The following is a 12,653-nucleotide window of genomic DNA, read 5'->3' as shown; positions in this document are numbered from 1 at the left end:
AGCCGGCCCGGCAGCACGGCGGCCAGGTCGCCGCCCGAGGCCAGCAGCTCCAGGTGGCTCGGGACGCACTTGACGACGTCCACCCGGTGCTCGGCGAGGTAGCCGGCGAACGCGGCCGGGTCCATCGCGATCTCGCGCGGCACCAGGTGCACCGTCCCGCCGGTGGTCAGCGCACCGAACACGCAGGTCAGGCCGAAGTCGGCGGCCGGTGTTGAGACCACGGCGAACGACCCGCCGGGGACGTCGATGCGGGGGAGCATCCCGTCGAGGTAGCTCAGGACGTTGCGGTGCTCGGCGGCCACCGCCTTGGGCGTGCCGGTGGAGCCCGACGTGAAGATCACATGATGCAGGTGCTCCGGTCGCACCGCGCTCTCCGGCCTGGTCTCCGGGAGGTCGGGCAGTCGGTCCAGTTCCAGGACCCGGACGTCCGGGCCGAGGCGGTCGGTGAACTCCGACACCGTGACCACGGCGCGCACGCCGGCGGCGTCGAGCATGGTCGCGATCCGTGCCGCCGGATAGGTCGGATCCATCGGCAGATATCCGCCGCCGGACTTCTGGATGCCGAACAGCGCGCACGCCAAGGAGGCGCCGGGCTCCAGCAGCACGCCGACCGGCTCGTCCACGTGCACCCCGGCCTTGATCAGCCAGTGCGCGATGCGGTTGGCGGTGGACTCCAGCTCGGCATAGGACAGCTCGCGATCCGCGCCCACCACGGCGGGCGCGTCCGGGGTGGTGTCCACCCAGCGTTCGATCAGGTGGTGCACGGCCTGGCCGGGTGCGTCCGTGGGCGCGGGACCGGCCAGGACGGGGCCGGTCACCGGCTCCAGCGGCACCGCCCCCACCGGCGCGTCCAGGTCGGACAACATCCCGTCCAGCAGGGCGAGGTACCAGTCCACCAGCCTGCGGACGGTCGCCTCGTCGAACAGGTCCGTGCGGTAGCCGAAGCCGCCCCGCAGCGGGGACCCGGGACCGCTGTCGAGCACGTACAGGTCCAGGTCGAACTTCGCCGTCCGCTCGGGGAGCTCGATGGAGGTCGCCTCCAGGCCGGGCAGCTCGGGACGTCCCTGGTCGGGGATGTAGTTGAGCAGCACCTGGAACAGCGGGGTGGCGGCCAGGTTGCGTTCCGGCCGCAGCCGGTCCACCACCCGGTCGAACGGCGCTCCCGCGTGCGCGAGCGCTCCCAGCGCGGCCTCCTTGACCCGGTCCAGCAGCTCCCGGCCGGTCGGGTCGCCGCCCAGGTCGGTACGGACCACGACGGTGTTGATGAAGCAGCCCACGACGCCTTCGGTGTCGGGACGGTCCCGTCCGCTGACCGGCACGCCGACCGCGATGTCGTGGACCGCCGACAGCCGCGCGAGCAGCGCCTGCAGTCCGGCCAGCAGCACCATGAACGGCGTCATGCCCGGCGCCGACCGCACCTTGGCCGCCAGCTCCGCCGGCAGTTCGACCTCCAGCGAGGCCCCTGCCGGGTCGGCCACCGCGGGCCGAGGACGATCGGTCGGCAGGTCGAGCACCGGCGGCAGCCCCCGCAGCCGTTCCGCCCACCAGTCCAGGTCGGCCAGGGCCGGGACGGGCGCCACCTCCGCGTACTGGGCGGGCGGCGGGCCCGGCGGCGGGCGCAGGCCCAGCCGGGCGGCGTACAGCGCCGACAGCTCGGACTGCAGGAGGCCGCGCGTCCAGGCGTCCGTGGCGATGTGGTGGAAGGTGAGGGAGAGCACGTGCTCCGTCTCGTCGACCACGAACAGGACCGCCCGCATCGGCGGCTCCCGGTCCAGCGCGAACGGCGTGGCCAGTTGCTCGGCCACCGCCCGGCCGACCTGCGAACGGTCGATGGTCACGGTGGTCACCGGCACCTCCGCGGCCGTCCGTACCTCCAGGACCGGTTCGGCGCCGGTGGCGATGATCACGCTGCGCAGCACCTCGTGCCGATCGGCCAGGTCCCTGACCGCGCCCAGCAGCGCGTCCGCCTGCAGCGGCCCGCGCAACCGCAGGGTCATCGGGACGTTGTAGGCCGTGCCGTCCGGCTCCAGCTGGGCCAGGAACCAGAGCCTGGCCTGGGCGCCGGACAGCGGCGCCGGGCCCTCCACGCGCTCACGTCGCGCCACCGCCGCCGAGGCGGGGCGGGGGAGCGCGGCGGCGAGGTCGGCGAGCACGGAGTGCTCGAAGAGCAGCCGCACCGGTACGGCGACGCCGAGCTGCTCGCGCAGGCGGCCCGCCACCCGGGTGGCGGCGAAGGAGTGCCCGCCCAGCGTGAAGAAGTCGTCGTTCGCGCCCACCTGGTCCACGTCGAGCACGTCGGCCCACGCCTGCGCCACCAGTCGCTCGGCGGCCGTGCTCGGCGGCACGAAGGCCGCCGCCTCCTGCCGCGGTTCGGGGAGGGCGGCTCGGTCGATCTTGCCGTTGGGGTTGAGGGGCAGGTGGTCGAGGGTGACGATGTGCGCGGGCACCATGTAGTCGGGCAGCCGTTCCCGCAGCGCCGACCGGACCGCCGGCACGTTCGCCGATGCGGGGGTGACCCAGGCGGCGAGCTGCCGGGCCTTGCCCTCGCCGATCGGGAGGACGACGGCTTCGGAGATCTGGGGGAGGGCTCGCAGGGCGGTGACCACTTCGCCGAGTTCGACCCGGTAGCCGCGGACCTTGACCTGGTCGTCGACCCGGCCGCGGAACTCGATCTGCCCGTCGGCGGTGAGGCGGAGCAGGTCGCCGCTGCGGTAGCAGCGGTCTTGGCCGGTCAGCGGGTCGGGGACGAACCGCTCGGCGGTCAGGTCCGGCAGCCCGATGTAGCCCCGGGTGATGCCGGGGCCGCCGACGACCAGCTCGCCAGGGACACCCGGCGGGACCGGCCGCAGCCGCGAGTCCACCAGATGGCCGTAGACGCCGGGCAGCGGACGGCCCAGCGGGACGATCCCGGTCCGGCGTTCCGCGGGGATCTGGTCGGTCTCGCAGACCAGGCAGATCATGGTGGATTCGGTGTGGCCGTAGTGGCTCTGGATGCGCAGGCCGGGTTTGGCGTTCCGGGCTCGTTCGACGAGGTCCCAGGGGCACGCCTCGCCCGCCAGGATCAGCAGCCGGCGCGGCAGCACGGCGGCCAGGTCGCCGCCTGAGGCCAGGAGTTCGAGGTGGCTGGGGACGCATTTGACGACGTCCACGTGGTGGTGGGTCAGGTAGTCGGCGAACGCGGCCGGGTCCATCGCGATCTCGCGTGGCAGCAGGTGGACGGTTCCGCCGGTGGTCAGCGCGCCGAACACGCAGGTCAGGCCGAAGTCGGCGGCCGGTGTGGAGACCACGGCGAATGACCCGCCGGGGGCGTCGATGCGCGGGAGCATCCCGTCGAGGTAGCTGAGCACGTTGCGGTGTTCAGCCGCGACGGCCTTGGGGGTTCCGGTGGAGCCGGAGGTGAAGATGACGTGGTGCAGGTGCTCGGGCCGGACGTCCACGCGGGGTCGATCGGCGGGCAGGTCGGGCAGTCGGTCCAGTTCCAGGACCCGGACGTCCGGGCCGAGGCGGTCGGTGAACTCCGACACCGTGACCACGGCTCGGACTCCGGCGGCGTCGAGCATGGTCGCGATCCGCGCCGCCGGGTAGGTCGGATCCATCGGCAGATATCCGCCGCCGGACTTCTGGATGCCGAACAGCGCGCACGCCAAGGAGGCGCCGGGCTCCAGCAGCACGCCGACCGGCTCGTCCGCGTGCACCCCGGCTTGGATCAGCCAGTGTGCGATGCGGTTGGCGGTGGACTCCAGCTCGGCATAGGACAGCTCGCGATCCGCGCCCACCACGGCGGGCGCGTCCGGCCTGTCGTCCACCCAGCGTTCGATCAGGTGGTGCACGGCCTGGCCGGACGCGTCCGTGGGCGCGGGACCGGCCAGGACGGGACCGGTCACCGGCTCCAGCGGCACCGCCCCCACCGGCGCGTCCAGGTCGGACAACATCCCGCCGAGCAGGGCGAGGTACCAGTCCACCAGCCTGCGGACGGTCGCCTCGTCGAACAGGTCCGTGCGGAATTCGAGCACGCCGTCGAACCCGTCCCCGCGATCCTCCAGCGTCAGGTTGAGGTCGAACTTGGCCGTCGGCGACGTCAGCCGCTCGGCCACGACCTCGACCCCGGGCAGGCTCATCGGGGCGACGCTGTCGTACACGTTCAGCATCACCTGGAACAGCGGGGTGACCGACAGGTTCCGCTCCGGCTGCAACCGCTCCACGATCCGCTCGAACGGCGTGCGGCTGTGGGCGAAGGCGTCCAGGGCGGTCGTGCGGGCCCGGGCCAGCAGCTCGCGCCCGGTGGGGTCGCCGCCGACGTCGGTACGCAGCACCAGGGTGTTGAGGAAGCAGCCCACCACGCCCTCGGTGTCGGGATGGTGCCGCCCGGCGTGCGGTACGCCCACCGCGATGTCGTCGCTGCCGGCCAACCGGCCCAGCAACGCCTGCAACCCGGCCAGGAAGACCATGAACGGCGTCGTCCCGGCGGTGGCCCGCACCTTGGCCGCCAGCTCCCCGTGCACCTCGAAGCCGACCGTGCGCCCGCTCCAGGCCGGCACGGCGGGACGGGGCCGGTCGGTGGGCAGGTCGAGCACCGGGGCCAGCCCGGTCAGCCGCCGCGTCCACCAGTCCAGGTCGGTCTCGCCGGCCGTCTCGTGCGCGTTCTGGCCGGCCTCCCAGGCGGCGACGTCGGCGTACTGCAGGGCCGGGGGCTCCGGCCGGGGGCCGGCGCCGAGCCGGGCCGCGTACAGCGCCGACAGGTCGCGCAGCAGCACCTGCTCCGACCAGGCGTCGGTCACGATGTGATGCAGGACCAGCACGAGCACGTGGTCGTCGGCGCCGAGCCGGAACACCGTGGCCCGCATGGGCGGCTCGGCGTCCAGCCGGAAGGGCCGCCAGGCCTCGGCCCGCAGCTCCCGCTCCAGCGACTCGGGGGTCACCTCCACCACGCTGACGGGCACGCCGGCGGCCGGCCGCACCCGCCGCCCCTCGACGACGCCGCGCAGCACCCAATGCCGCTCGCCCACGTCGGCCAGCGCGCCGGTGAGGGCGTCGAGGTCCACCGGCCCGCGCAGCCGCAGCGCCTGCGGCACGTTGTAGGCGGGGGAGTCCGGCTCCAGCTGGGCCAGGAACCACAGCCGCTCCTGGAGCGGGGACAGCGGCATGTCCACGGCCGACAGCGCCGGAATGCCCGCCGGAGCGGCTTCCTCAAGGGTCTCGGCCGCGGCCCGCGCCGCCGCGAGCCGGGAACGGAGCAGGTCGGCGACCCGGTCCCGCTGCACCTCGGTCATGCCTCCACCCCGTCCGTCAGGTCGGCGAGCAGCAGCTCTTCCAGGCCCGCGGCGAAGTCCGCGAGCACCGGACGGTCGAAGAGCAGCCGCACCGGCACGGCGAGCTGCAGGACCTCGCGGAGCCGTCCCGCCACCCGGGTGGCGGCGAAGGAGCTGCCGCCCAGGGCGAAGAAGTCGTCGTCGGCCCAGACGGCCGGACGGCCGAGCACCGCCGCCCAGATCGAGGCGACCATGATCTCGGCGTCGGAGGCGGGCGCGACCCGTTCGGCCCGCGGGCCGTCGCCGGGCTCGGGCAGGGCGTCCCGGTCCACCTTGCCGCTGGACAGGGTGGGCAGGGCGGCCAGCGCCACCCACCGCCGCGGCACCATGTGGTCGGGCAGCCGGGCGCGCAGATGTCGCTCCACCGCCGCCAGATCGGCCGTCTCGGGCGTGACGTAGCCGACCAGGTGGGCCTGGGCGCCCGTGCCGGACACGGTCACCGCGCCCTGGGCCACCTCGCGCAGCACGGCCTCGACCTCGCCCAGCTCGATGCGGTAGCCGCGGACCTTCACCTGGTGGTCGCGGCGGCCGTGGAACTCCAGCGTCCCGTCGGGCCGCCAGCGCGCGAGGTCCCCCGTCCGGTAACACCTGCCGCCGGGGACGAAGGGATCGTCCACGAATCCGGACAGCCCCGGACGGTTCCGGTACCCCCGGGCCACGCCCGCGCCGCCCAGCAGCAGTTCGCCCACCGCGCCCGGCGGCAGCAGCCGCAGCCGCGGGTCGACGACGTAGGCCCGCTCGCCGGGCATCGGCGAGCCGATCGGCACCGGGCCGGGCTCGCCGGCGGACACGCGGTGCATGGTCGAGGTGACGGTGGCCTCGGTGGGGCCGTAGGCGTTCCACAACTCGCCGGCCCGCGCCAGGATCTCCGCGGCCAGGCCCGGGTCCAGCGCCTCGCCGCCGGTGACCGCGCGCAGCTCCGCGTCGCCCGTCCAGCCGGCCTCGATCAGCATCCGGTACGCCGTCGGCACCAGGTCGAGCACCGTGGCCTTGGCGGCCGCCTCGGCCAGCGCGTGACCGTCCCTGGCGGTGGCCCTGTCCACCACCACGCTGGTCCCGCCGCAGGTCAGGACCGTCCACAGCTCGGAGGCCGCGGCGTCGAACGTCAGCGGCGCCACGGCCGGCTGCACGTCGTCCGGGCCCAGGCGCAGCGCGGCCGCCGTGCCCGCCACCAGGGCGGCCAGGTTCGCGTGGGTGACCTCGACGCCCTTGGGCGTGCCGGTCGAGCCGGAGGTGTACATCACGTACGCCAGGTCGCCGGGCCGGACCTCGGGCAGCTCGGCGCGCCCGTCGAGCTCCAGCCGGTCGAGGTCCAGGACGCCGGGCCCCGGCACGCCGCCCCTGGCGAGCACGACGCGGGCCCCGGCGTCCTCGGCCAGCAGCCGCAGCCGCTCGGCCGGGTGCTCGGGATCCATCGGCAGGTACGCCGCGCCCGCCCGCCACACGGCCAGCAGGACGGCGGGCATCAGGTGGTCGCGCGGCAGGCGGACGCCGACGACGTCCCCGGGGGCCACGCCGTGCTCCAGCAGCGTCGCCGCCGCCCGGTCGGCCCAGTCGTTCAGGTCGGCGAAGCTCAGCGACGTGCCGTCGGGGCCCACCACGGCCGTTCCCGTGGTGTGGGCCGCGATCGCCCGCGGCACGGTCGGCAGCGGTCGCGGCAGCTCCGGCCCGGCGGCCAGCGCCAGCAGCGCGGCCCGCTCGTCCGGGGTGACGAGCTCCAGTTCGCGGCCGGGGTCCGTCATGGCGCCCCGGAGCAGGGCGATCAGGCGGTCCACGTACGCCTCGGCGCGGTCCCGGCCGAGCACCGCGGTGGCGTACTCCAGGTGCACCTCGCCGCCGGACGCCGTGCGGTTGACCAGCACGCTGAGCTCGTGGCCGGCGGCTCCCGAACCGAGTTCGGTGAGCAGTTCCAGACCTTCCACGCGTACCGGGACCTCGCTGTGCTGCATGGCCAGCAGCACGGCGGCGCGGGGCAGCTCGGCGGGCGGGATCTCCTGGTGGATCAGCGCCCGCGTGGTGGCGTCCGCGGCCTGACGCACCAGGTCGCGGAAGGTCGAGGCGTCGCCGGTCCGCAGCCGCACCGGCACGGTGTCGACCAGCGGGCCGACGACCCCGGCCAGCTCGGCGCCGGCGCGGCGCGCCGCGACCGCGCCGATCAGCATGTCCGGTTCCGCGCCGGCCAGGGCGAGCCCGGCCAGGTAGACCGCGAACGGCGTGACGCCGCACTCCCTGGCCAGGGCGGACACGCCGGCCACGAACTCCTCCGGCAGCGGCCTGGTCACCCGCGCCGCCGTCAGGTCGGCGGGCGCCGGAGGCGTCACCGGCGCGCCCGACAGCTCCCGCTGCCAGAACTCGCGCAGCCGCGGCAGCTCCGGATGCCCCTCCTGCTCGCGCACGGCCACGTCGCCGACCTGGACGGCGGGCCCGGCCACCGGCCGTCCGGCCAGCCCGGCGGCCAGCTCGTCCATCAGGATGCCGACCGAGCCGCCGTCGAAGGCGAGGTGATCGGTCACGACCACGAGCTCGGCGACCGCCTCGCCGGTCCAGCACAGCTCGGCCCGGACCAGCGGCACCTCGTCCGCCACGTCGAACACGTACGCGCCGGCGCGCCTGGCCACCCGCTCCGGGTCGGCCTCGGGGCCGTGCTCGGCGAACGGCACCGGAACCGGCGGATGCGTCACGGCGTACGGCACGCCGTCCTCGCTCACCGCGACGGTGCTGCGCAGCACCTCGTGCCGGGCCACGACGGCGTCCAGCGCCGCCCGCAGCGGGGCCGCGTCCCGCAGGCCGCTCACCCGCAGCCGGACCGACACGGTGGTGACCGGCCTGCCCGGATGGAGCTGGCGCAGGGTCCAGAACTCGCGCTGCATGCCGGTCAGCGGGTACGTGCTGCGGCCGCCGTCCCGCCGCACCGGCTCCTGGACGGTCTGGCGCAGCCGGGAGGCCAGCCCGGCCGCCGTGGGCTCGGTCAGGAACGCCGACGGCGGCACGGTGTGCCCCAGCCGGCGCGACAGCTCGTTCACCACCTTGACCGCGGCCAGGGAGTGTCCGCCCAGGTCGGCGAAGCGGTCCAGCACGCCGATCCCGTCGAGGCCGAGCACTTCGGCGATGACGTCGGCCACCAGGCGCTCGTCGTCGGTCCTCGGGGCGACCGGCGCCGCGGCGACCAGCCGCGTGGAGCCGAGCCTGGGCAGGGCCGCGCGGTCCACCTTGCCGGTGGGGGCCAGCGGCAGGCTCTCGCTGATCCCGATCCGGGACGGGACCAGGTGTGCGGGCAGCCGGTCGCGCAGCCACTCGCGCAGCTCGGGCTCGCTCACCCTGGTCGCGGCGACGTGGCCGACCAGGTGGGCGGCTCCGTCGTCGCCGGTCTGCGCCAGCACCACGGCCCGCCGCACCGCGGGGTGGCCGCCCAGCACGGACTCCACCTCGCCGAGCTCGACCCGGATGCCGCGGATCTTGACCTGGTCGTCGGCCCGGCCGGCGTAGCGCAGCTCGCCGTCCACCCGGCGGACCAGGTCGCCGCTGCGGTAGACGCGGACGCCGTCCGGGCCGGACCCGAACGCGGGGGAGTCCACTCCCAGGTAGCCGCGGGCCACCACGGGGCCGCCGATCCACAACTCGCCCAGCTCGCCGTCCTGGACGGGCAGGCCCTGCGCGTCGCGCACCGACAGCACGGCGCCGGCCAGCGGCTCGCCCAGGGGCGGCTCGCCGTCGAAGTCGCGTCCCGCCTCGAAGAAGGTGCAGGCGGTGCTGCACTCCGTCGGGCCGTACATGTTGAGGACGCGCTGGACGTTCGGGTTGGCGTAGATCTGGCGGATCAGCGCGGCGGTCAGCGGCTCGCCGCCCGACACCACGGTCCGCACCCCGGCCGGCAGCGGGTCGCGCAGCAGCACCGACAGCGCGGAGGGGACGCCGAAGACCGTCCTCACCTCGTCGCGGGCGGGCAGGGACGGCAGCGCCAGCAGGTTCTCCGCCATGATCACCGTGCCGCCGGCGACGAGCGGGACGAACAGCAGCATGATCGAGGCGTCGAAGCAGATCGACGCGCCGGCCAGCATGCCGCCCAGTTCCTCGGCGGAGTACGCCGACGCGCCCCAGGCCAGGAAGTTCATGGTGTTGCGGTGCTCCACGACCACGCCCTTGGGCGTCCCGGTGGAGCCGGAGGTGTAGATCACGTACGCGGCGTCGGCGACCTCTCCCGCCACGCCGGGCGCGTCCTCGCGCGGCGCGACGTCGTCGACGTGGACGACCTCCGCCCCGGTGAGGGTGGCCGTCGCGGCCGCTGCCGTCGTGGAGAGCACCGCGGTGACCTCGGCGTTCGCGGCCATGAACCGTAAGCGTTCTGCGGGGTAGGCCGGGTCGAGCGGGACGTAGGCCGCGCCCGCCTTCCACACGCCGAGCAGCGCCGGTAGCAGCCATTCGCCCTGTTCCAGGCAGACGCCGACGTGGTGGCCGCGTCCGATGCCGCGTTCGAGCAGCGTGTGGGCGATGCCGTTGGCGCGGCGGTCCAGGTCGGCGTAGGTGAGGCGGGTGGTGCCGGCTATGACGGCGATGCTGTCAGGGCTTTTCCTGGTTTGGATGGATATGGCCTCGTGAACGCGTGTGCCGGCCCCCTGGCCTTTCACGTCGTCGGTCATGGTGTCTCCCCGTAAAACCCACCGCGATTGGCGGCAAATACGTACAAATTGCGCGATGAAGCATAATCCGCATGATCGATTTGTCGAGGGCTTTCTGGGGCGAAGTTGGCCGTCAGCGTGAATGACGCCGCGTCAGGTTTTCCGGTCAAACTCCGATAGTTCTGTGACTGTCGGTAGTGGCTTATCTTCGGGTGGCGAATTCGTTATCCCGGATGGTGGAAGAAGGCCCGTTCCGTGGGGGTGGCGTTCCCTCTTTGGGCCTGCCGAAGGTTTACGTCGGGCGTCAGTGCGGGGGGCTGCTGGCGTGGTGACAGGTGGGGCGTCGATGGGGTCCTCGGGTGCCGAGCCTTCTCAGGGCAAGGTCATGAGAGCTGGGGGCGTCCGAGGGGTTCCGGGCAGTTCGGGGGCGCCCGGCCCGGTGGCTGGCAGCGGACGAGGTCCGGCCGTTGGCGGAGGAAGCCTGCGCCCGAGTGTCGTGGCGGCGGCGCGGTCCGGTGTGGCGCTCAGACGGGGTGGCGGGGCGGCGCGATCGGGCGGTACGGCGGGGCGGGACGTTGGGCGGCGGGCCAGGGGCGTCCAGGTGGGACGATGCGGTACGGCGGGGTGAGGCGGTACGGCGGCCCGGTCGGGCGGTACGGCGGGGTGAGGGGGATGGGACGGCGTGGCCGGGCGCGTTGCCGGTTCGCGCGTTGCCGGGTTCGACCGTGACCTCGATAGGCCGTTGCTGGGGCGGGCCGGGCTTCGGTGTGCGGCGTCCTGTGGGGGCAATGCTCCCCGGCCCTCGCTCCCCGGCCCCGGTTTCTGGCTGCGGCCTCGGTCCCGGGGCCGGTTCCTGTCTCCGGCCTCGGTCCCGGGACCGTGCGCTCGGGTTTGTCCGCTCCTGGGCCGCTCGGACTCCAGGGCCCGCCCCCGGACTCCCGGGCCCTTAGGACCCCGCCCTCGGATCCCACCGGACCCAGATCCCCATCCCCGGACCACCGTCCCAGGCCCCCCGGACCAGGACCCTCGGACCAGGACCACCGGACCTCCGAGTCGGCGGGGGCGGGGGCCAGGCGCTCGGGTGCGGGGGCGGTCTTGAGGTAATTGGACGCCGTTGTTTGTTCGGGAGCAGAACTTGTGGATTGTTCGCCTTGTCGAGGCATTCAATGAAGGGGGCTGATATTCGCGGGGAATTGCTTCAGTGCGAAATAGTGGTGGGAAATCGGTTCAGGCGTTCGTGGGTGGTGTGGTGGGGGGATTGTTGGAATTCAGGAGGGTGGCCAGTCGGTCCAGGCCGCCCTTGATGAGCCGGCCGTACCCGTCGTCGCCCAGTGCGCCGATCCCCGCTCGGGCCTGGTCGAGGTGGTCGCGGGCGCGGTCCAGGTCGCCCAGTTTGCGGTAGCACTCGCCCAGGTTCAGGTGCAGCGACGGGTACAGCGCCACCACCGGGAGCGCCACCCCGGCCTGCGCCACCTGTTCGTCGGTGACCCGGTCGGCGGCGGCGAGCGCGCGCAGGTCCCACATCAGCTCCTCGTGCACGTCGTCCTGGACGTCGGCCATCGAATGGGCGAGGACGCAGACGTGCAGCGGGTCGCCCTGCTCGCCGCCGATGTCGTCCCAGATCTGCGCGAACAATTCGCGAGCGGCTTCAGGGCGGCCTTGGTGGTGATGTAAGTCCACCCCTTGGCCGATCCTGGCCATCGTCGGATCGGCGGTGGTCATCGGTGCTCCTTCACTGTCGCGTGAAACAGCGGTCAGCGTGCTTGTCCGGACCGATCCGGAGGGCCGTCGAGCCGTGATCGCGGTAATTCGGCGGGGTTCATCCGCGCCGGAGACGTTCGAGGTGCGGCAGTTCCGCCGCGCGCGGGCGGCCGGGCCGGGTGTCCAGGAGCCGCCATCGGGTGGTGACCCCGTCCGGGCCGTCGAGCGTGCCCCGCGCCAGTGCGGCGTCGATGCGGGCCCGCACGTCGGCCTCGGCCGCCGCCTCGGCCGCGAACAGGACCCGCACCCGGACGACGTCGCCCGCGCGGTCGGAGGCCGTGTGGTGCGCCGCGATCGGGCAGGGCGGCTCGTGCTCCCAGTGCCCGCACAGCGCCACGGTGATCGCCGCGCCGGGCGCGCGCACATCGCCGTCCGTGTCCATGACGATCGTCGCCTCATGGGCGAAACCCGTACGCACCCTTCCATGATTCACGTACGCGGACGACGGGTCCAGCGCCCGGCGCCGGTCTCACGCGGGCGCGTACTGTGACGCGTACTCCTGCGAGGGCGGGATCGGGGTGATCACGTCCACGAGGACGCCGTTGGGGTCGGCGACGATGAAGTGCCGCTGGCCGAAGTCCTCGTCGCGCAGCGCCAGCTCCGGGGTCAGCCCTTCGCGCCCGACCAGGCGCTCCCACTCGGCGTCGACGTCGGCGACCTCGAAGTTGATCAGCAGCCCCGCGACCGGACGGCGGTAGGCGGCGGGCAACGTCGGGTGACGGTGGTCGAGCAGGGCCAGCTCGTACGGACCGCGGCGCAGGCTCACGTACCAGTCGGCCTCGAAGGTCACCTCATATCCGAACAGCCGGACGTAGAAGTCCTTGGACGCGGCGAGATCGGCCGTGCACAACACCGGATACACGCTGCTCAGCTTCATTGCGTTCCTCCTCCTCAGTTTCACGTACCAACGGTATGTGGGCGTACACTATTTGGGATACCGTCGGTATGTCAAAGGGGACGCAGTGAC

General features: G+C 73.8%; 5 protein-coding genes. All 5 read right to left on the bottom strand.

Annotated elements, in window-relative coordinates; translation table 11 throughout:
• Positions 1 to 5,270, bottom strand: a 5,270-nt coding sequence (locus AB0J76_RS48260) for an amino acid adenylation domain-containing protein (RefSeq protein WP_364394141.1), incomplete at its 3' end; no start/stop codon positions are given.
• The gene (locus tag AB0J76_RS48255; protein WP_364394138.1) at positions 5,267 to 9,946 is read right to left on the bottom strand and encodes an amino acid adenylation domain-containing protein; all 4,680 of its coding nucleotides are present in this window, start codon (positions 9,944 to 9,946) and stop codon (positions 5,267 to 5,269) included. The genes AB0J76_RS48255 and AB0J76_RS48260, both read right to left, overlap by 4 nt.
• 1,206 nt (positions 9,947 to 11,152) lie before the next feature.
• Entirely contained in the window at positions 11,153 to 11,647 is a 495-nt protein-coding gene (locus AB0J76_RS48250) for a tetratricopeptide repeat protein (protein WP_352330436.1), read from the bottom strand.
• Between the two features lie 97 nt (positions 11,648 to 11,744).
• Positions 11,745 to 12,104: a hypothetical protein gene (locus tag AB0J76_RS48245; protein WP_364394135.1), complete on the bottom strand. Its 360-nt coding sequence runs from the start codon at positions 12,102 to 12,104 to the stop codon at positions 11,745 to 11,747.
• Positions 12,105 to 12,155: 51 nt separating this feature from the next.
• Positions 12,156 to 12,563, bottom strand: a complete 408-nt coding sequence (locus AB0J76_RS48240; RefSeq protein WP_352328702.1) for a VOC family protein — start codon at positions 12,561 to 12,563, stop codon at positions 12,156 to 12,158.
• Positions 12,564 to 12,653: the final 90 nt, after the last annotated feature.

The organism is Nonomuraea sp. NPDC049624 (assembly GCF_040675255.1).
GTDB lineage: Bacteria > Actinomycetota > Actinomycetes > Streptosporangiales > Streptosporangiaceae > Nonomuraea.
The sequence above is the reverse complement of the archived record's forward strand: the minus strand, read 5'-3'. Positions and strand labels throughout refer to the sequence as shown.

What these genes read in the sequence shown, in the direction of transcription:
- AB0J76_RS48250 (WP_352330436.1), bottom strand. Translation starts at nt 11,647, where the DNA reads ATGACCACCGCCGATCCGACGATGGCCAGGATCGGCCAAGGGGTGGAC.
- AB0J76_RS48240 (WP_352328702.1), bottom strand. Translation starts at nt 12,563, where the DNA reads ATGAAGCTGAGCAGCGTGTATCCGGTGTTGTGCACGGCCGATCTCGCC.
- AB0J76_RS48255 (WP_364394138.1), bottom strand. Translation starts at nt 9,946, where the DNA reads ATGACCGACGACGTGAAAGGCCAGGGGGCCGGCACACGCGTTCACGAG.